Annotated in this window: 20 protein-coding genes; 8 read left to right on the top strand and 12 right to left on the bottom strand. The window is 65.8% G+C overall.

Translation table 11 applies throughout. The features are described 5' to 3' along the window. The first annotated feature begins 122 nt into the window (after positions 1 to 122). Positions 123 to 1,088, top strand: coding sequence for an iminosuccinate reductase BhcD (bhcD, locus tag KUV65_RS13705; RefSeq protein WP_222191241.1), 966 nt, complete (start codon positions 123 to 125; stop codon positions 1,086 to 1,088). 150 nt (positions 1,089 to 1,238) lie between these two features. On the opposite strand, the gene KUV65_RS13700 is transcribed toward bhcD, so the two are convergent. Continuing rightward, positions 1,239 to 1,724 carry an ureidoglycolate lyase gene (locus tag KUV65_RS13700; RefSeq protein WP_222191240.1) on the bottom strand — a complete coding sequence of 162 codons (486 nt, stop codon included), beginning with the start codon at positions 1,722 to 1,724 and terminating at the stop codon, positions 1,239 to 1,241. Then, the gene (gene puuE / locus KUV65_RS13695; RefSeq protein ID WP_222191239.1) at positions 1,721 to 3,130 is read right to left on the bottom strand and encodes an allantoinase PuuE; all 1,410 of its coding nucleotides are present in this window, start codon (positions 3,128 to 3,130) and stop codon (positions 1,721 to 1,723) included. Before puuE ends, KUV65_RS13700 begins: the two co-directional genes overlap by 4 nt. Before the next feature lie 112 nt (positions 3,131 to 3,242). Between puuE and uraH the strand changes: the two genes are divergently transcribed. Beyond that, a complete protein-coding gene (gene uraH, locus KUV65_RS13690; RefSeq protein ID WP_222191238.1) occupies positions 3,243 to 3,599 on the top strand; it encodes a hydroxyisourate hydrolase in 357 nt (118 codons plus the stop codon). On the opposite strand, the gene KUV65_RS13685 is transcribed toward uraH, so the two are convergent. Then, positions 3,584 to 4,048: a nucleoside deaminase gene (locus tag KUV65_RS13685; protein WP_261331754.1), complete on the bottom strand. Its 465-nt coding sequence runs from the start codon at positions 4,046 to 4,048 to the stop codon at positions 3,584 to 3,586. The two genes, uraH and KUV65_RS13685, sit on opposite strands and share 16 nt — an antisense overlap. A gap of 51 nt (positions 4,049 to 4,099) precedes the next feature. Here KUV65_RS13685 and KUV65_RS13680 point away from each other — a divergent pair, with 51 nt between their 5' ends. Further along, entirely contained in the window at positions 4,100 to 4,942 is an 843-nt protein-coding gene (locus tag KUV65_RS13680; RefSeq protein WP_222191237.1) for a pseudouridine synthase, read from the top strand. Here the strand turns inward: KUV65_RS13680 and KUV65_RS13675 are convergent. Continuing rightward, positions 4,917 to 5,537: an inner membrane-spanning protein YciB gene (locus KUV65_RS13675; RefSeq protein ID WP_222191236.1), complete on the bottom strand. Its 621-nt coding sequence runs from the start codon at positions 5,535 to 5,537 to the stop codon at positions 4,917 to 4,919. The genes KUV65_RS13680 and KUV65_RS13675 overlap by 26 nt on opposite strands. A gap of 12 nt (positions 5,538 to 5,549) precedes the next feature. Next, complete coding sequence (locus tag KUV65_RS13670; protein WP_222191235.1) at positions 5,550 to 6,452, bottom strand: EamA family transporter; 903 nt, start codon at positions 6,450 to 6,452, stop codon at positions 5,550 to 5,552. An 89-nt stretch (positions 6,453 to 6,541) separates the two neighbouring features. On the opposite strand from KUV65_RS13670, the gene KUV65_RS13665 reads away from it, so the two are divergent. Next, the gene (locus tag KUV65_RS13665) at positions 6,542 to 7,009 is read left to right on the top strand and encodes an MgtC/SapB family protein (protein WP_222191292.1); all 468 of its coding nucleotides are present in this window, start codon (positions 6,542 to 6,544) and stop codon (positions 7,007 to 7,009) included. A 59-nt stretch (positions 7,010 to 7,068) separates the two neighbouring features. On the opposite strand, the gene ftsY is transcribed toward KUV65_RS13665, so the two are convergent. Continuing rightward, a complete protein-coding gene (gene ftsY / locus KUV65_RS13660; RefSeq protein WP_222191234.1) occupies positions 7,069 to 8,337 on the bottom strand; it encodes a signal recognition particle-docking protein FtsY in 1,269 nt (422 codons plus the stop codon). A gap of 140 nt (positions 8,338 to 8,477) precedes the next feature. Between ftsY and KUV65_RS13655 the strand changes: the two genes are divergently transcribed. Next, positions 8,478 to 9,641 carry an alkane 1-monooxygenase gene (locus tag KUV65_RS13655; protein ID WP_222191233.1) on the top strand — a complete coding sequence of 388 codons (1,164 nt, stop codon included), beginning with the start codon at positions 8,478 to 8,480 and terminating at the stop codon, positions 9,639 to 9,641. A 125-nt stretch (positions 9,642 to 9,766) separates the two neighbouring features. Here the strand turns inward: KUV65_RS13655 and KUV65_RS13650 are convergent, their stop codons facing one another. The 6 genes from KUV65_RS13650 to KUV65_RS13625 all read right to left on the bottom strand — a co-directional run bounded on the left by KUV65_RS13650 (position 9,767) and on the right by KUV65_RS13625 (position 14,520). Further along, positions 9,767 to 10,606, bottom strand: coding sequence for an ATP-binding protein (locus KUV65_RS13650; RefSeq protein WP_222191232.1), 840 nt, complete (start codon positions 10,604 to 10,606; stop codon positions 9,767 to 9,769). A gap of 8 nt (positions 10,607 to 10,614) precedes the next feature. Beyond that, positions 10,615 to 11,484 carry a twin-arginine translocase subunit TatC gene (gene tatC / locus KUV65_RS13645; RefSeq protein WP_222191231.1) on the bottom strand — a complete coding sequence of 290 codons (870 nt, stop codon included), beginning with the start codon at positions 11,482 to 11,484 and terminating at the stop codon, positions 10,615 to 10,617. Continuing rightward, complete coding sequence (tatB, locus tag KUV65_RS13640) at positions 11,481 to 12,026, bottom strand: Sec-independent protein translocase protein TatB (RefSeq protein ID WP_222191230.1); 546 nt, start codon at positions 12,024 to 12,026, stop codon at positions 11,481 to 11,483. The genes tatC and tatB overlap by 4 nt, the downstream gene beginning before the upstream one ends. A 61-nt stretch (positions 12,027 to 12,087) precedes the next feature. Then, positions 12,088 to 12,324: a twin-arginine translocase TatA/TatE family subunit gene (locus KUV65_RS13635; RefSeq protein WP_222191229.1), complete on the bottom strand. Its 237-nt coding sequence runs from the start codon at positions 12,322 to 12,324 to the stop codon at positions 12,088 to 12,090. Positions 12,325 to 12,531: 207 nt separating this feature from the next. Next, positions 12,532 to 13,620 (bottom strand): ABC transporter ATP-binding protein, encoded by a 1,089-nt coding sequence (locus tag KUV65_RS13630; protein ID WP_222191228.1) that lies wholly within the window; start codon positions 13,618 to 13,620, stop codon positions 12,532 to 12,534. 120 nt (positions 13,621 to 13,740) lie between these two features. Then, positions 13,741 to 14,520, bottom strand: a complete 780-nt coding sequence (locus KUV65_RS13625) for an SDR family oxidoreductase (protein ID WP_222191227.1) — start codon at positions 14,518 to 14,520, stop codon at positions 13,741 to 13,743. Positions 14,521 to 14,667: 147 nt separating this feature from the next. Between KUV65_RS13625 and KUV65_RS13620 the strand changes: the two genes are divergently transcribed. From KUV65_RS13620 to KUV65_RS13610, 3 genes are all read left to right on the top strand, one after another. After that, the gene (locus KUV65_RS13620) at positions 14,668 to 15,666 is read left to right on the top strand and encodes a Hint domain-containing protein (protein ID WP_222191226.1); all 999 of its coding nucleotides are present in this window, start codon (positions 14,668 to 14,670) and stop codon (positions 15,664 to 15,666) included. A 248-nt stretch (positions 15,667 to 15,914) separates the two neighbouring features. After that, a complete protein-coding gene (locus KUV65_RS13615) occupies positions 15,915 to 16,355 on the top strand; it encodes a WapI family immunity protein (protein ID WP_222191225.1) in 441 nt (146 codons plus the stop codon). Positions 16,356 to 16,407: 52 nt separating this feature from the next. Continuing rightward, complete coding sequence (locus KUV65_RS13610) at positions 16,408 to 18,039, top strand: peptide chain release factor 3 (protein WP_222191224.1); 1,632 nt, start codon at positions 16,408 to 16,410, stop codon at positions 18,037 to 18,039. Positions 18,040 to 18,135: the final 96 nt, after the last annotated feature.

Below are 18,135 nucleotides of genomic sequence, written 5' to 3'. Positions count from 1 at the left end.
TTCGCCGCCTGTCGGCGGCGCCCCGTGCGAGGGGGCTTTGCCCCCTCGCACTCCCCCAGAGTTTTTTTTTGCCAAGATGAAGAGGCGAAAAGGTAAGTTCGCCCGATACAGGAGCTTGACCCATGTGGATCGTCCCCGAGGCCGCGATAGCCGATCTGGTGTCGCGTGAAGCGAGTTTCGACGCGGTGGAAAAGGTGTTCGCCGCGATGGCGGCGCGGGACGCCTACAACTTCCCCGTGGTGCGCGAAGCGATCGGTCATGAGGACGCGCTGTACGGCTTCAAGGGCGGGTTCGACCGGGCCGGCGGGACGCTTGGCCTGAAGGCGGGGGGCTATTGGCCGCACAACCTGGAAAAGCGCGGGCTGATAAACCACCAGTCGACCGTGTTCCTGTTCGATCCTGACACTGGCAAGCCGGCGGCGATGGTGGGCGGCAACCTGTTGACGGCCCTGCGGACTGCGGCAGCTTCGGCCGTGTCGATCCGGCATCTCGCCCGGCCGGATGCCAAGGTGATCGGCATGATCGGCGCGGGCCACCAGTCGCATTTTCAGCTGCGGGCCGCGGTGGAGCAGATGCAGGCCGAGAAGGTCATCGCTTGGAACATGCATCCCGATATGCTCCCCAAGCTCGGCGAAACAGCGGCGGAGTTGGGCCTGCCGTTCGAGGCGGTGGACCTCGACGGTATGACCGAGGCGGATGTCATCATCACCATCACGTCCAGCTTTGCGCCGACCCTTATGGCCGACCACGTCGCGCCCGGCACGCACCTTACCTGCATGGGGACCGACACGAAGGGCAAGCAGGAGGTCGAGGCCGCGCTTCTGGCCCGCGCGACGGTCTTCTGCGACGAGGTTGCGCAAAGCACCAGCATCGGCGAGGCGCAGCATGCCATCGCCGAGGGGCTGATCTCGGATAGCGACATCGCCGAGATCGGCGCGGTGATCAACGGCACGCATCCGGGGCGTCAATCGGCCGACGAGATCACGCTTTTCGACGGCACGGGAGTCGGGCTTCAGGACCTCGCCGTCGCTGCGGCGGTCGTCGAAACGGCGATCGAGAAAGGCGTCGCCATCGAGGTCGAGATGTAACACCGGGCCTCTGTCCGCCCCCCCTCCATCTTTTTCCCGAAAAATATGCCGGGGGAGGCGCCGCAAGGCGACGGGGGCAGAGCCCCCTCACCATGACTCCCGCGCGCGAAAGCGCGCGCGGGTCGACGCGCGACAGCGCGGCGAAACCCCTCAGACCGACGCGACCTCGTAGGGCGCCTCGAACCAATGCTCTTCGAGGTTCGCCCCTGCCCCGATCCGGTCAACCACGGCGAAGAGCCCCGGCTCGGCAAGCGGCGTCAACACCCCGTGCCATGTTCCGCGCAACAGGTTGATCCCCTGTCCGGGTGCCGTTCGGAATGCCAACGGGTCGCCCGGCGCGCCGCCCTTGTCCGGCGCGACGATCACGAGAAACGGGTCAAGCGACATCGGCAGAAAGGCTTGGGACCCGAGGGGATGCCGTTCCACCATGGTCAACTGATACGGCAATGCGCGGGCCTCGGATTTGAAGATACTGATCCCGGCCTGCCCGTCCGTGAAATCCAGCCGCGCACGGTCGTGGAACCGGCCGCAGAGCCCCTCGTTGATGATCTTGTCGGGCGCGCCCTCGGCCTCCAGCACGTCGCCAAACGGGGCGAAGGCCTCGGCCGTCAGCGGCTGGATCGCGATGCGTTTCATCCGAGCTTCTCCAACAGGCGCAGTTCGGCGATCCGCTCGACCTGGCGGCAGGCCTCGGAAAACTCGGTCGCGGTGTCGTTGGCCAAGCGCCGCTCGAAGGCCGCAAGGATGCCCGCCTTGTCATGATCGCGCACGGCGATGATGAACGGGAACCCGTGCTTCTCGACATAGGCGCTGTTCAGCCGCGTGAAGTTTGCGCGTTCCGCATCGGTCAGGGCGTCGAGGCCCGCGCTGGCCTGTTCCGCCGTCGACTCGGCGGTCAGGCGCTTGGCGGCGGCGAGTTTCCCGGCGAGGTCGGGGTGGGCCCGCAGGACACCGAGGCGTTCATCCTCACCGGCGCGCCGGAAGATGCGCGTCAGGGCGGCATGCACGCCAAGCGCGCTGTCATGGGTTGGGCCCAGTTCCAACGCGTGGGCGCGCTCGGCAATCCAGGGGGAGTGCTCGTAGATTCCGCCGAAGGCCGCGACGAAATCCTCAAGGCTCATTTCGGAGGGGCGCTCGGCCACCGGCGCAGGGTGCGTCGCGGCCCAATGCTCTGCGATCTGCAACCGCGTCGCGAACCAGACGCCGTCATGGGACGTCATGTAATCGATCGCGCGTTTCAGTGCAGCCGCCCGCCCGGGCCGCCCGACGAGGCGGCAATGCAGGCCGATCGACAGCATCTTGGGCGCGCCCGCCACGCCCTCGGCATAGAGGGTGTCGAAACTGTCTTTCAGATAGGCCTCGAACTGATAGCCCGAGTTGAAGCCCTGCGGCGTGGCGAAGCGCATGTCATTGGCATCGAGCGTGTAGGGCACGATCAACTGGTCACGCCCGCCGGCCTTGACCCAGTAGGGCAGCTCATCGGCATAGCTGTCGGCGACATAGGCAAAGCCGCCCTCCTCGGCCGCGATCTCGACCGTGTGCATCGAACAGCGCCCAGTGTACCAGCCGCGCGGGCGCTCACCCACGACCTCGGTATGCAGCGCGATGGCCTCGTCCATATGCGCGCGTTCCTCGGCCTTGGAGTAATCTTTGTACTCGATCCACTTGAGGCCGTGGCTCGCGATCTCCCAGCCCGCGCTTTTCATCGCGGCAACCTGTTCCGGCGCGCGGGCCAGCGCGGTCGCCACGCCATAGACGGTGACGGGCAGGTGCCCCAGCATCCTATGCAGCCGCCAGAACCCCGCCCGCGCGCCATATTCGTAGATCGATTCCTTGTTCCAGTGGCGCTGCCCCGGCCAGGGCTCGGCGCTGACGATCTCGGACAGGAACGCCTCGGACGCCATGTCGCCATGCAGGATGTTGTTCTCGCCCCCCTCTTCGTAATTCACCACGATCTGCACGGCGATCTTCGCGCCCCCCGGCCAGTTCGGGTCGGGGGCTGTCGGGCCATAGCCGGTGAAATCTCGGGGGTAGCGGTTCATGCTCGGACCTCTTTGTCGGACGGCTTGGTCTAGCAAGCGCGGCGCCCCCGCGCCAAGCGGTTTGACGCCGCCCGCCGTTGCACCGAAAGTGGCGCCGAAAAAGGAGGCGCAGATGACCGGATTCCTGACAACCCATGTGCTCGATACGGCGCGCGGCTGCCCGGCCGAGGGGCTGAAGATCGCGCTTTACCGCGTCTCGGGCAATTCGCACCGCAAGATTGCGGAGACCGTGACCAATGCCGATGGCCGCACCGATGCGCCGATCCTGCCCGCCGAGAAGTTCGAGATCGGCAGCTACGAGCTGATCTTCTTCGCAGGCGACTACCTGCGGGCCAATGGTCGGGCCGCCGAAGAACCGCTGTTCCTCGACCAGGTGCCGATCCGCTTCGGGATGAGCGACGCGGCGGCGCATTACCACGTGCCGTTGCTTCTGTCGCCCTACGGCTACTCGACCTATCGCGGGTCCTGATCGCGGCGGGCGGCGAAGAAGGCCTTGAGCAGGTGCGCGGCCTCGTCCTCGGCGATACCGGCATAGACCTCTGGCTTCCAATGGGCCTGCGGGTGGTCAAAGACGCGGGGGCCTTGCGCAACGCCGCCCGATTTCGGGTCTGCCGCGCCGTAATACAGCCGCCCGATCCGCGCCGCCGCGATGGCGCCGGCACAGGCCGGGCATGGCTCCAACGTCACCCAGAGATCGCAATCGGTCAGCCGTTCCTGCCCCAGCGCCGCGCAGGCCGCCCGGATCGCCAGCATCTCGGCATGCGCGGTCGGGTCGCGCAATTCGCGCATCCGGTTTCCAGCCCGCGCGATCACTCGATCCCCGCGCGTCACCACGGCGCCCACGGGCACCTCCCCGCGGTCTGCGGCGGCGCGGGCCTCGGCCAGGGCCACGTCCATATGGCTGCGAAATGCGCTCATATCCCCCTGTTGCCGCTTTCCACGACGCTGTCAAACCGCTAGGGGCAGGGCATGACAGACGGAGAACGCATCGCAAAACGCCTCAGCCGCGCGGGCATCGCCTCGCGCCGGGAAGCCGAGCGCATGATCGAAGCCGGCCGGGTCGCCGTGAATGGCAAACTGATCGACAGCCCGGCGCTGAACGTAACGGCGGCGGACCAGATCACCGTGGATGGAGAACCGGTCGGCGAACCCGACCGCCCGCGCCTGTGGCTTTACCACAAGCCCGCGGGGCTGGTGACGACCACCTCGGACGAGAAGGGCCGCGAGACGGTGTTCGACAAGCTGCCGGAGGGTATGCCACGGGTGATGAGCGTCGGGCGGCTCGACCTCAATTCCGAGGGGCTTTTGCTTCTGACCAATGACGGCGGCATCAAGCGCAAGCTGGAACTGCCCTCGACTGGCTGGCTGCGGAAGTACCGCGTGCGGATGAAGGGCACCCCGAAAGACACCGATTTCGAGCCACTACGCCGCGGGATCGAGGCCGATGGCGAGAAATTCCAGCCGATGCAGGTGAAACTCGACCGCCAGCAGGGTGCGAACGCCTGGGTCACCGTCGGCCTGCGCGAAGGCAAGAACCGCGAGATCCGGCGCGCCATGTCCGAGATCGGGTTCGACGTGAACCGCCTCTTGCGTGTCTCTTACGGGCCGTTCCGCCTTGGGGAGTTGAAACCGGGCGAGGTCGAAGAGGTGAAGCTGCGCGTGATGGCCGACCAGTTGGGCATGCCCGAATTGCTGGAAGGTCACGCGAAACCCGCCCAGCCCAAGGGAAAACCGGGCCCCAAGCCACGGCGCAAGGCACCGGCCAAACCGCGCCAAGGCAGCGGCGCTAGGCCGCCCCGTCGTCCTCGGTGATCGCGTAGCGCTCGATCAGCTTGGCCTGCGTCATGAACATGACGAACAGGAACGCGGGAAGGCCGAAGGTTTCGAAGGTCACCCAGAACTCGGTCGATTGGGTCCGCCAGACAACCTCGTTCGCGATGGCCATGAGGGCAAAGGCTCCGGCGATGCGCTTGGTCAGGATCATCCAGCCTTCGTCCTTCATGGGCAACAGCTCTCCCATCAGGAACTTGAGCCAGGACTGGCCCCGCAACAGCCCCAGCCCCAGCACACCGGCGAAGAACCCGTAGACCAAGGTCGTCTTCATCTTGAAGAAGCGCTCGTCGTTCAACCAAACGGTCAGGCCACCGAAAAACACCACCATCACGGCGGTGAACACCTGAATGCGGCTGATCTGGCCGGTCAGCGTCCACAGCACCGCGATCGAGGCCAGAAGGATCGGCACGAAACCGGCGGTCGCGATGATGAACCCGTCATACTCGGTGCCGCCAACCGTGTAGGTGACATCCTGCATCCGCATGTAGGCGACGAAAAACAGGATCGGCGGCCCAAGCTCCAACGCGGATTTGAGCCATGGATTGATCGGCTTTGGGTCTTGGCCGGGTTTCATTCAGATCTCTTTCTAGCCACCAAACTCGACTATCACCGCGCCTGCCGCGATCAAAGCCATGAATCCCAGCCGAACCGGCCCCACCTTTTCCTTCAGAACCAGCCAGCCGATCAGCGCCGCGAAGACGGTCGAGGTTTCGCGCAGCACGGCGGCCTCGCCCACCTGGTCCAGCCGCGTGGCCAACATGATAGAGCCGAAACTCGCAAAGGCGACAAAGCCGCCGATCACCCCGCGCAGGGCCAGCGGGCCAAGCGGCGGCGGGGCCTCCATCCGGCGATAAAAAGCCGCCGCGATGAAGGGGTAAAGCACCCCGTCGATGAAGAAGAACCACGCGAGGAAGGTGAACGGATCCGCCGTGGCCCGAATGCCGTAGGCGTCGAAGGTGGTGTAGAGCGCCACGAACAGACCGGTCAGCACCGCGAACCACAAGGCGGGCACCAGCGTATCCCGCGCCACCGTCAGCCGCGCCATGTTGTAGAGCGCCAGCCCATAAAGCCCCGCCAAAAGGACGAGGACACCGGCCCACTGCATCAGGTTGAACGTCTCGCCGAAGACCAGCCATGCCCCGATGATCGCGAAAAGCGGCCCCGTCCCACGCATGACCGGATAGACGACGGTGTAGGCCCCCCGCCGATACGAGGCGAGCGTCGCCCATTTGTAGAGCGCGTGGATGATGAAAACGCCCAGGAAGATCGGCCACATATGCGGCTCGGGCCACGGCACCACGAACAGCGCAAAGGGTGCTGCCATCAAGCCATAGGCGGCGTCGATCGCGCCGCGGGCCAGCAACGGATCGTGCCGCCCCTTCTGCAAAGCACCGAACACCGCGTGCAGCAGCGCGGCCAGAAGCGCCAGGACCATGGCGGCCGTGGCGCCGGCCTCCGTGCCCTCGATGGTGTTGATCCACTCACTCATGCCGTGGAGCGCCGGAACCGAGGACGACGCGCCGCCGTTGAGCGTCCAGACAGCATTACCGCGGGAGGGACCTGACGATGTGGGATACGATGCTCGACGAATTGTCCGGAGGGTTCCAGGCGGTTCCACCCATCATCGCGGGCGCCCGGTTGTTCGCGGCGCTTGTCCTCGGCGGATTGATCGGGCTGGAGCGCGAGTGGCAGGAAAAACCTGCCGGCCTGCGGACGCACATGCTGGTCTCCATGGCGGCCTGCATGTTCATCATCGTCAGCCAGCAACTTGCCGCGCTCGATTTCGGCGACACCGGCGAACAACGCATCGACCCGCTTCGCCTGATCGAAGCCGTCACCGCCGGGGTCGCTTTTCTGGCCGCGGGCACGATCTTCACCGCGGGCGGCAAGGTGAAGAACATCACCACCGGTGCGTCGATGTGGCTGGCGGGCGCGATCGGTCTGGCCTGCGGGTCGGGGCAGATGCCCCTTGCGGCGATGGCCACGGGGATCGTGCTGGCCGTCCTGTTCGTGGTTCGGGTGCTGGAACAAAAATGGCTCGAATGACAGGACTGGTGATAGCGGTTGCACCGATCGAAACTCTCCACAGGGGCTGTTGATAGATCTTAGCTTTCTTCAACCCCGACCAGTGCATTCGCGAAATCCTGCGGGTCGAAGGGTTGCAGATCATCAATCTGTTCCCCCACACCGATGGCATGGATCGGCAGGCCGAAGCGGTCTGCCAAGGCCACCAGGACACCGCCCTTGGCCGTCCCGTCCAGCTTGGTCATCACAAGGCCGGTAACGTCCGCCATCTTGCCGAACAGGTCCACCTGGTTGAGCGCATTCTGCCCGGTGGTCGCATCCAGCACGAGAAGGGTGTTATGCGGCGCGTCCGGATCCTTCTTGCGGATGACGCGCACGATCTTGGCCAGTTCCTCCATCAGGTCGGCGCGGTTCTGCAACCGGCCCGCGGTGTCGATCATCAGCAGGTCCGCGCCCTCGGCCTCGGCTTTGACCATCGCGTCATAGGAGAGCGCCGCCGGGTCCGACCCCTCGGGCGCAGTCAGCACGGGCACACCCGCGCGCTCACCCCAGATCTGCAACTGCTCGACCGCCGCCGCACGGAACGTATCGCCCGCCGCGATCACGACCGACTTGCCCGCCGCCCGGAATTGGCTGGCGAGCTTCCCGATCGTCGTGGTCTTGCCCGACCCGTTCACACCCACCACCAGCACGACTTGCGGTTTCTTCGGATAGATCGGCAAGGGGCGCGCGACGGGTTCCATCACCGCCGCGATCTCCTGCGCAAGAAGCGCCTTGATGTCCTCGGCGCTCATCAATTTGCCATAGCGACCCTCGGCCATGTTGGCGGTCACGCGCATGGCGGTCTCGACGCCCATGTCGGCCGTGATCAGCAGTTCTTCCAACTGCTCCAGCATGTCATCGTCCAGCGCGCGCCGCGGCGCTGCGCTGCGGCCCATCAACCGCCCAAAGAGACCCGCCTTCTTCGCCGGCTGCGCCTCGGCGGCCTCCTCCACCGGCATGGCCTCGGGGCCGGTAATCTCCTCGGCCGAGGTCGGGACCGGCTCTGGCTCCGGTTCCGGCTCGGGGGTCGGCTCAGGCTCGCGCATATCGGGCGGAAGCAGGGGCTCCGCCTGCGCGTCATTCGCCGCCGCTGCCCCATCGCCCGGCGGCACCGCGCGGTCCGGGGTCGCAACAGACGGCTGCACCCGTTCGGGCGCTGCATCCGCCGCCCCCAGCACCTCGTCCACGGCGGGCGCAGGCTCGGCCGCGTCCTCGACCGCGCCCTCCTCGATGATCGCATCCAACCCTTCGTCCAGCTTCGACGAAGATTTCGTCAAACGATCCTTCAGCTTGCGGAAGAACGACATCGGCACGGCCTCTCACTCATGGGTCAGCCTGACGTAATATGCCGCACGCGGCTTGGAAAGGCCGTATCGGGCCATGCTTTCGCCCAACTGCCATGCTAGACACCGCGTGCGAACGGCCCTGCACATGAGGATCCCGACCCGTGCCTGTCATTGCCCGCTACGCCCTCGTCACCCTCACGCCGCTGTCGCTTCTGCTGCTCGGGGCGACCGTCTGGGGCGGGTTCGCCGTAATCGCACTTGTCTGGCTGACACTCCTCGCCGCGCTTCTCGACGGTTTGCTCGAGAAACCGCATGGTGACCTGGCCGATCACGAGCCATGGTCCGACCGCCTGTCTGTCGTGCTGGGGCTCAGCCACCTCGTCCTTCTTCCTGTCGTCCTCGTCGCCCTCGCCGGGGATGGCCTCGGCTTCGGACAGAAGGTCGCCCTGTTCTTCGCCACCGCGTCCTTCTTCGGCCAGGTCAGCCACCCGAACGCCCATGAGTTGATCCATCGCCGCCCCTGGCCGCTCAAGGCGCTTGGCGCGGCGGTCTATACATCGGTGGGCTTCGGCCACCATGTCTCGGCGCATCGCCTTGTTCATCATCGCTTTGTCGGCACCACGGACGATCCGAACACCCCCCTGCCGGGCGAAAGCTACTGGGCCTATCTGCCGCGCGCCTGGGCGGGGTCGATCCGCGCCGGGCTCGAGCAGGAGGAAGACAGGCTCGAACGCCGTGGACTGCCGGATCGCGGCTGGCGCAATCCCTACTGGATCTGGGGGGGCGGCGCGCTCCTGTCGCTTGTCATGGCCACCCTCGTCGCGGGTCCTGTCGGCTTTCTGGGCCTCGTCGCGCTCGGGGGGCTGACCGGCGCACAGATCCTGCTCAGCGACTATATCCAACATTACGGGCTGCAACGCCTGCCCCTGCCCAATGGACGGCTTGAACCGGTCGCGCCGCACCATAGCTGGAACGCGCCGCGCGGCTTCACCAGCTACATGATGATGAACGCGCCCGCCCATTCCGAACATCACATGCACCCCGACCGCCCCTATGACCGGCTGGACCCCGAGGCGGACGTGCCGATGATGCCGTGGTCCGTGCCGATCATGGCGATGCTGGCGACCATCCCCCCGGTCTGGCACCGGGTCATGGACCGCCGCGCGCTGCGCGTGATGGAGGCGGCGCAGGCCCGGATCGAAACAGGGCAAACCCGGCCAGTACAGCCATCGCGCCCGCCGGCTGCCGCACAGCAGCGCCCTGCCCGACCTGCTGCCGACGCCGCCGAAGATGTCATCGCCCGCGTGCAAAGCCAGCTCGACTGACACGCAGCTTCATCTTGGCTGAAAAACTCCGGGGGAATGCCACCCGTCAGGGTGGCATGGGGGCAGAGCCCCCGCACCTGAGCGCAGCGAGGCAAGCGCAATGCGGCGCAAGCCGCGCCGCTGGATCAGAGGCGCACGCCCTTCCGCCCGGCGAGATCGGTGAAATACTGCCAGGCCACGCGGCCCGAACGCGACCCGCGCGTCGCCTGCCATTCCACGGCCTCGGCCCGCAGATCCTCGTCCGAGATCTCGACGCCATAGGCCTCGCAATAGCCGCGAATGATGTCGAGATACTCGTCCTGGCTACAGGGATGAAAACCGAGCCACAGGCCGAACCGGTCTGACAAGGAGACCTTTTCCTCGACCGCCTCGGACGGGTTGATCGCGGAGGATCGCTCATTCTCGATCATGTCGCGCGGCATCAGGTGACGCCGGTTCGACGTGGCATAGAACACCACGTTGTCCGGCCGTCCCTCGACACCGCCATCCAGCACCGCCTTCAGCGACTTGTAATGCTGGTCGTCATGGGAAAACGAGAGGTCGTCACAGAACAGGATGACCCGCGCAGGCGCATCCCGAAGCAAGGTCAACAACCGCGAAATCGTCGGCAGGTCCTCGCGCTGCATCTCGACCAGCGCCAGCCCCCCTTCCTCGGCATGGACTGCGGCATGCACGGCCTTGACCAGGGAGCTTTTGCCCATGCCGCGCGCGCCCCAAAGAAGCGCGTTGTTGGCAGGAAGGCCACGGGCGAACTGGCGCGTGTTCTGCAAGAGCGTGTCACGCGCCCGGTCGACACCCAGCAGGAGTGATAGGTCCACGCGGTTCACCTGCGCGACGGGCTCCAGCCGATCGGGGTCCGCATGCCAGACAAAGGCCGAGGCCGCGCTCCAATCCGGCGCCTCCGCCGGGGGCGGGCGCAGGCGTTCCAGGGCCTCCGCTATGCGGGTCAAAACCTCGTCGGACATCGGGCCGCTCAGAGCTCTTCATCCTCGTCGAGGATCCCCTCGGCGCGCAGGCGGTTTACCCGCTGCCGCTCCACGATCCGAACCAGCCAGATCGAGATCTCGTAAAGGCCGTAGACGACGACGAAGAGGATCACCTGCGTGATGACATCGGGCGGGGTGACCAGCGCGGCAAGGGTCAGGATGCCCACCACCGCGTATTTACGCACGTTGCCAAGGCCCTCGGCCGTGACCAGGCCCGCCTTGCCCAGCAGGGTCAGCAGCACGGGCAATTGGAAACAGAGGCCGAAGGCAAAGATGAACTTGAGCGCGAGGTCGAGGGATTCCTTGACCGACCCGAGGAACACCGTCTGCAATTCCTCGTTCGCAGCCGCTTCGGGGTTCGAGAATGTGCCATCGCCCGCGATCAGGTTGGCCAGCGCCGGGATCGCGTCGGAGAACCCGATGAAGAAATTCATCGCCAGCGGCGTGACGACGTAATGGGCAAAGGACGCGCCCATCAGGAACAGGACCGGCGAGGCCACGAGGAACGGCAGGATCGCCGATTGCTCGGAGCGATACAGGCCGGGCGCGACAAAGCGCCAAAGCTGGTGCGCGATCACCGGGAAGCTGACCGCGAAGCCCATCACGATGGAAATGCGGATCAGCACGAAAAACTTTTCCTGCGGTGCCGTGAAGATCAGGCGCGCATCTTCGCCACGGGACCGGAGCACTTCGGCCAGCGGGGTGGAGATGAAGTTGAGGATCGGCTCGGCCACGGTGAAACAGGCGACCATCGCCACGACAAAAGCCAGCACCGAGCGGATCAGCCGCGTACGCAATTCTGCCAGATGCTCGATCAGCGGGGCAGAGCTGTCTTCGATATGATCTTCGGAACTCATGTCTTGTCGGTTCCGGTCTTGGGCGCGTCGACCTCGTCGGCGGCGGGCGTTGTGTCGGTCGGTGCCGCTGCGGCGGGTGCCGCGGCCGGTGCCGGGGCGTCAGCCATGTCGGCTTCCAGCTCGGCGGCACCTGCGTCAATGCCCGACAGCTTGTCTTCCCGCGCCTTGCGTGCGGCCTCGGCCTTGGCGGCGAGTTCCTGTTTCCGCGCCACCTGCTTTTCGGCGATAATGCGCGTGTTCGACCCTTCGGCGTATTTCGACGGGTCGAGGTCCACGTCTTCGAACGCCTCGTTCAAGGCATCCATGCCCATCTTGCGCGGGTTGGTGAAGCGCGCGGCGCTTCTCAGGTCGCGGTTGATCTCGGACATGCCGGACTCGTCCGCGGCCTCGTCCATGGCGCGTTGGAAATCCTTGGCCATGCCGCGGATCTTGCCCGTGATCTGGCCCAGCCTGCGAAACATCATCGGCAGGTCCTTGGGACCCACGACGATCAGCGCGACGACGCCGATGACAAGCAATTCCATCCAGCCGATATCAGGCATGGCGGCGGACCTTCACTGGTAAACCCCGGTGCACGATGGGTGCGGTGACGCGCAACGCGGATCAGGCGTTGTCGCGGCGCTCGGCCTCGGCGGGCGTCACGTCACGGGCAGCCGCGCCGTCTTCGGCGGTCTCGGACTGGTCTTCGATCTCTTCCGACGAATCCTTAACGCCGCGCTTGAAGGCAGTGATGCCCTTGCCGACTTCGCCCATCAGGCCCGCGATCTTGCCGCGCCCGAAAAGCACCAGAACCACGACGGCGATGAGAAGCAGGCCAGCCGGTCCGATATTGTTGAGCATTTCGATCTCCCTATGCAGCCGCGCGGCAGGCTCCCTCACCCCCGGCGTCCGCCTTGTTCAGTGTTCCTCTCCCATAGGTATGGACTCATGATGGGAGATCAAAGCCCAAAAAGACGGGCCGACCCCAAATACCGGGAGACAGGCCATCGCTGCAAGGGGCGGCAGGGAGAGGGTGCGCAATTGGCGCAGATCACCGCAAACCCGCAGTCAGCCCTTAGGCGGGAAGACGAAACACCGGTCGCGCCGCACCGACAGCCACAGCGGCGTTCCCGGCTTTGGCAGGAACACACCCGGCACCGTCGCCTTGAGCTTGCCGCCGTCGAAATCCATACGAAATTCCACAAGGCTTTCATGCCCCATGAAGCGTGCCCGCTCCACCACGCCCCTTGCCGGAACACCGTCCTGGGGGGTCGGGTTGGGGCCGCGACCGTTGCGGTCGAAGTCGAGCTTCACGTGCTGGGGGCGAAAGACGATCTCGACCTCGGTGCCGTCGGCGACGCCGGGTGCAAGGAACTGGCCGAAGACGGTATTGGTGAGCAAACCGTCGACCCGCCCCCGGATCACGTTGATATCGCTGAAGAATGCCGCCGCCGCCTTGTCGCAGGGGGCGTTGTAGATGTTGTAGGGCGCGCCTTTCTGGACGATCTGACCATCGCGCATCAGGGCAATCTGGTCGGCCATGCGCATGGCTTCCTCGGGTTCATGGGTGACAAGGACAACCGCCGTGCCCTCTTCCTTCAGAAGTTGCAGCGTCTCGTCCCGGATACCGTCACGCAGCCGGTTGTCGAGGCCGGAAAACGGCTCGTCCATCAGCATGATGCGCGGACGGGGCGCCAGGGCGCGGGCCAACGCCACGCGCTGCTGTTCCCCCCCTGACAGCATGTGAGGCGTCTTGTCGGCGTAACCGGCCAGATCGACCCGTTCCAGCAGTTCATCGACCCGGGCGCGCATCTCGGATTTCGAACCCTTGAGGCCGAAGGCGACGTTCTGCCCGACAGTCAAATGCGGGAAAAGCGCGAAATCCTGGAAAATCAGGCCAACGCCGCGCGCCTCGGGCGGGGTTGCGAACACCTCGTTACACAGCATCTTGCCATCGGCATGGACACTGCCCGCGCTTTGCCGCTCGATTCCGGCGACGACGCGCAGGGTCGTCGACTTGCCGCAGCCCGACGGACCGAGCAGGCACATGATCTCGCCCGGTTCGACCTGGAACGACACGTCGCGCACGACCTCGCGTCCGTCGAAGGTGCAGGAGACGTTGCGCACTTCGAGACGCGGGGCCGTGGCCTTTTTCACGCCTATGGTTTGAGGAGCGTCCAGCCGCACGAGCGCGCATTCCCGATCAATTTCATCAGGCTCCGCAGGTAACAGCCGGGCGGCAGCGTTTCAAGCGCCGCCGCCCGGTTGCAAGCTGGATCAGATGGTGGCGTTGGTCTGGCCACCATCGAGCAGGATGTTCTGCCCGACGATGAAACCGGCATGCTGCGAGCACAGGAAGGCGCACATCGCGCCGAACTCCTTGACCGTTCCGTAGCGTCCGGCGGGGATGCCGGACCAGCGGATCTTGCGCGCCTCCTCCATCGAGACGTTCTGCGCCTTCGACACGGCCGTTTCCAGGGCGACGATCCGGTCGGTGTCGTGGGACCCCGGCAAAAGGTTGTTGATGTTCACGCCCTTGGCCGCGACCTGCCGCGCGGTGCCCGCCACGTAACCGGTCAGGCCCGTGCGCGCGGCATTGGACAAGCCCAGTTGCGGGATCGGCGCCTTGACCGATTGCGAGGTGATGTTGACGACGCGGCCCCAGCCCCGGTCGATCATCTTCGGCAGGGTCGCCGACATCAGCGCGATCGGGGTCAGCATGTTCGCTTCCAGCGCCTTGATGAAATCGTCATGCCCCCAATCGGACCAGAGGCCGGGGGGCGGCCCGCCTGCATTGGTGACGAGGATGTCGATCTCGCCAGCGGCATCCAGAACCTCTGCGCGGCCCTCTGCGCTGGTGATGTCGGCCGCGACGGCGGTGACGTTCACGCCATGCGCCTCGCGGATCGCATCGGCCGTCTGCTGCAGGGCGTCGGCCCCGCGCGCGTTCAAGACAAGATCCACGCCCGCTTCGGCCAGGGCTTCGGCGCAGCCGCGCCCCAAGCCTTTCGACGAGGCGCACACCAGTGCGCGGCGTCCCTTGATCCCGAGATCCATATGGCACTCTCCCTCTGACGGTCTGGTTGTTTCGATACTGGACCTAGCAGGCGGACCGACCCGCGACCAGCCCGGCACGGGGGCGGCAGTTGACCTGATGAAACAACCCCCCTACCGAGGATGCACCTTCTGCAAGTGACGCCCGCCATGCCCCACCCTGCCCTGTTCCGGTTCGACACGCTGCCCGCGCGCGCGTTCAAGGTGCAGGCCGGCGCGAATGAAGGTGACCCGATCGGCCTGGGGGATGCCGCCGTGCCGGGCGACACCTATCGCCTTGTCAGCCAAGCCAAGACCGAACGCCTGGCCATCAGCGACGACGGCAGCGTCGGCCCTTGTGTCGCCGATGGCTCCGAAGTGGGCCAGCCGGGTGCAGCGCTGACCATCGCCGCTTGCCACATGCTGATGGGGCCGAACGGGGACATGGTCGAGATCCTGATCCTGAAGCTGCACGATGGCGAAAACGGCACCGTCCTCCATTTGCTGCCGTTGGCCCGACTGGCCCCCAATACCGAATACGAACTGGTCGGCACCGAAACGGACAGCGCGCCGCGCCGTTTTGCCGATATCGCCAGCGTCAGCTTCCTGGCCGGCACGCACCTGACCATGTCGAACGGCAAACAGGTGCCGGTTGAGGAGATGAAGGTCGGCGACAGGGTTCTGACGCGCGACAATGGCCCCCGCCCCATTCGCTGGATCGCCCATCAGACCCGCCGCGCAACCGGGGCCGCCGCGCCGGTGCGAATCACAAGCGGCACGCTGAACACCGCGCGCGACCTGCGCCTGTTGCCGCAACATCGCCTGTTCATCTGGCAACGCCGCGACGAGATCGGGGCAGGCCGGGCCGAGGTGATGGTCAAGGCCGAGCTGCTGGTGAATGGCACCACCGTGCTGCGGGAAGAAGGCGGGCATGTCGACAGCTACCAGATCATCTTCGACACGCATGAAATCATCTACGCCGAGGGCATCGCGGTCGAGTCGCTCCTGGTGACCGGACCGACCCGCGCCTTGCTGCCCGAAGACCTGACCCTCGCCACCGACCCCGCCGACCAGACCGACGCGGCCGAGATCGAGATCCACGACAGCGCGGCCAAGGACGGTGACATGGTCGAGCGCCTGACCCGCGCCAGCCGGGGCGACCCGGACTAACGGCGGTTGAACCGCCCTCTCTCTCCATCTGGCCGCTGCAAACCGAGGTGTCCATGGCCCGGCCCAAAGGGCGAGTGAATTGGGCGCGCGGCGACACCTTGTCGGCGACCGTGTCCTGTTTGAACGCGGCGACCGTGCGAACGGGGCCTATGTCGGCGTCAAACCGGCCGACCGATCGGTTCAGCGAACGGAAAAGGTGGGGAATCCCTGCCTTGGCCCCCTAGCTTCCGTTGGGGCAACCTGCTGCCATGACACCGCTTCGCCCCCTCGACCTCGGGTTCGGACCCGACCTGCATCTCTGCGCCGCCGGCATCGTGCCGGTCCCCGGTTTTGCCGGCCTGTGGGAGGATGGCGTGCTGATGACGGTCACCGCGATGCACCGGCGCACCGGGCGGCGCTGGCGCGTGGAATGCCCCTGCCTGATCCTCGACGAATTGCCGAAACTCGCGGACTGGCTGCGCGGACGAGGCGGCGAAGAGTTGACCTTCGCCCAACCCGACCTCAGCTTTTCGAGGGTGCCGCAAGGTGTGGTCGCGCATCTGACCGGCGACCTGCACCCCGAGGCCTGTGCCAAGCGCGGGCACCGCCCCGCCGTCACCGTGTCGATCCCCTGTCCCCTGACCGCGACGCAACGCAACGGGCTGGCCGATCAACTGTCGGATTGGCCAGCGCAGGCGACCCCGGCCTGAGCGATCCGCTTGCGCATTGTCGCGGCGCCGCGCGGTCTATATATGCCCGCCCATGCTGGACGCCGCGCAAGACACCCCGACCAATCGCCCCGACCTGCCGCCCGAGATCGCGCGGCGGCGGACCTTTGCGATCATCTCGCACCCGGATGCGGGCAAGACGACGCTGACCGAGAAGTTCCTGCTTTACGGGGGCGCCATCCAAATGGCCGGACAGGTGCGCGCCAAGGGCGAGGCGCGGCGCACGCGCTCGGATTTCATGCAGATGGAAAAGGATCGCGGCATTTCCGTCTCGGCCTCGGCCATGTCCTTCGACTACGCCCGCCCCGAGCGGCAGTATCGCTTCAACCTGGTCGACACGCCCGGCCACAGCGATTTCTCGGAAGATACCTATCGCACGCTGACCGCCGTGGACGCCGCCATCATGGTGATCGACGGGGCCAAGGGTGTCGAAAGCCAGACCCGCAAGCTGTTCGAGGTCTGCCGGTTGCGCGACCTGCCGATCCTGACCTTCTGCAACAAGATGGACCGTGAAAGCCGCGATACGTTCGAGATCATCGACGAGATCCAGGAGAATCTGGCGATCGACGTGACGCCCGCGTCCTGGCCCATCGGCGTCGGTCGCGATTTCCTGGGCTGCTATGACCTGATCCACGACCGGCTGGAGCTGATGGACCGCGCCGACCGCAACAAGGTGGCAGAGTCGGTCAAGATGGAGGGTCTGGACGATCCGCGCCTCGACGATCACATCCCTGCGGAGCTTCTGGAAAAGCTCCGTGAAGAGGTCGAGATGGCGCGCGAGCTGTTGCCCGCCATGAACCGGCAATCCTTCCTCGAAGGGCACCTGACGCCGATCTGGTTCGGCAGCGCGATCAACTCCTTCGGGGTCAAGGAACTGATGGACGGCATCGCCGAGTACGGCCCCGAGCCGCAGGTCCAGACCGCCGAACCGCGCGAGGTCGCGCCCGAGGAAAAGAAGGTCGCGGGCTTTGTCTTCAAGGTTCAGGCCAACATGGACCCCAAGCATCGCGACCGCGTGGCCTTCGTCCGCCTCGCCTCGGGCCATTTCGAGCGCGGCATGAAGCTGACGCATGTACGGTCCAAGAAACCGATGGCGATCACCAACCCGGTGATGTTCCTGGCCTCCGACCGTGAACTGGCCGAAGAGGCCTGGGCCGGCGACATCATCGGCATCCCCAACCACGGGCAGTTGCGCATCGGCGATGCCCTGACCGAGGGCGAGGCGCTGCGCTTCACCGGCATCCCCAGCTTCGCGCCGGAACTGCTCCAATCCTGCCGCGCGGGCGACCCGCTCAAGGCCAAGCATCTGGACAAGGCGCTGATGCAATTCGCCGAGGAAGGCGCGGCCAAGGTCTTCAAGCCCAATATCGGCTCGGGCTTCATCGTCGGCGTCGTCGGCGCGCTTCAATTCGAGGTCTTGGCCAGCCGGATCGAGATGGAATACGGCCTGCCTGTCCGCTTCGAGGCGTCACAGTTCACCTCGGCCCGTTGGGTGCATGGCGCGAAGGACGCGGTGGACAAGTTCATGGCCGCCAACAAGCAGCACATGGCCACCGACAATGATGGCGACCCGGTGTACCTGACGCGGATGCAATGGGACATCGACCGGATCGAGCGCGATTACCCGGACGTGACCTTGAGCGCCACGAAAGAGCTGATGGTGTGATCCCGCGGGCTTGCGGGACATGCGCCAGCCGCTAATCTTTCGCCGTCCGGTTACGAGCGGAGCAGGTTGCGTGCGCTGTCTTTCCTCATTGATGCC

Origin of the sequence: Maritalea mobilis (genome assembly GCF_019800885.1) — a bacterium.
Taxonomy (GTDB): Bacteria; Pseudomonadota; Alphaproteobacteria; order Rhodobacterales; family Rhodobacteraceae; genus Roseibacterium; species Roseibacterium beibuensis.
Note: the sequence above shows the minus strand (reverse complement) of the source record. Positions and strands in the feature narration are given on the sequence as shown.

Excerpts from the sequence above, each read along its gene's own strand:
- bhcD (WP_222191241.1), top strand. The coding sequence starts at position 123 with ATGTGGATCGTCCCCGAGGCCGCGATAGCCGATCTGGTGTCGCGTGAA.
- KUV65_RS13700 (WP_222191240.1), bottom strand. The coding sequence starts at position 1,724 with ATGAAACGCATCGCGATCCAGCCGCTGACGGCCGAGGCCTTCGCCCCG.
- puuE (WP_222191239.1), bottom strand. The coding sequence starts at position 3,130 with ATGAACCGCTACCCCCGAGATTTCACCGGCTATGGCCCGACAGCCCCC.
- uraH (WP_222191238.1), top strand. The coding sequence starts at position 3,243 with ATGACCGGATTCCTGACAACCCATGTGCTCGATACGGCGCGCGGCTGC.
- KUV65_RS13685 (WP_261331754.1), bottom strand. The coding sequence starts at position 4,048 with ATGAGCGCATTTCGCAGCCATATGGACGTGGCCCTGGCCGAGGCCCGC.
- KUV65_RS13680 (WP_222191237.1), top strand. The coding sequence starts at position 4,100 with ATGACAGACGGAGAACGCATCGCAAAACGCCTCAGCCGCGCGGGCATC.
- KUV65_RS13675 (WP_222191236.1), bottom strand. The coding sequence starts at position 5,537 with ATGAAACCCGGCCAAGACCCAAAGCCGATCAATCCATGGCTCAAATCC.
- KUV65_RS13670 (WP_222191235.1), bottom strand. The coding sequence starts at position 6,452 with ATGAGTGAGTGGATCAACACCATCGAGGGCACGGAGGCCGGCGCCACG.
- KUV65_RS13665 (WP_222191292.1), top strand. The coding sequence starts at position 6,542 with ATGCTCGACGAATTGTCCGGAGGGTTCCAGGCGGTTCCACCCATCATC.
- ftsY (WP_222191234.1), bottom strand. The coding sequence starts at position 8,337 with ATGTCGTTCTTCCGCAAGCTGAAGGATCGTTTGACGAAATCTTCGTCG.
- KUV65_RS13650 (WP_222191232.1), bottom strand. The coding sequence starts at position 10,606 with ATGTCCGACGAGGTTTTGACCCGCATAGCGGAGGCCCTGGAACGCCTG.
- tatC (WP_222191231.1), bottom strand. The coding sequence starts at position 11,484 with ATGAGTTCCGAAGATCATATCGAAGACAGCTCTGCCCCGCTGATCGAG.
- tatB (WP_222191230.1), bottom strand. The coding sequence starts at position 12,026 with ATGCCTGATATCGGCTGGATGGAATTGCTTGTCATCGGCGTCGTCGCG.
- KUV65_RS13635 (WP_222191229.1), bottom strand. The coding sequence starts at position 12,324 with ATGCTCAACAATATCGGACCGGCTGGCCTGCTTCTCATCGCCGTCGTG.
- KUV65_RS13625 (WP_222191227.1), bottom strand. The coding sequence starts at position 14,520 with ATGGATCTCGGGATCAAGGGACGCCGCGCACTGGTGTGCGCCTCGTCG.
- KUV65_RS13620 (WP_222191226.1), top strand. The coding sequence starts at position 14,668 with ATGCCCCACCCTGCCCTGTTCCGGTTCGACACGCTGCCCGCGCGCGCG.
- KUV65_RS13615 (WP_222191225.1), top strand. The coding sequence starts at position 15,915 with ATGACACCGCTTCGCCCCCTCGACCTCGGGTTCGGACCCGACCTGCAT.
- KUV65_RS13610 (WP_222191224.1), top strand. The coding sequence starts at position 16,408 with ATGCTGGACGCCGCGCAAGACACCCCGACCAATCGCCCCGACCTGCCG.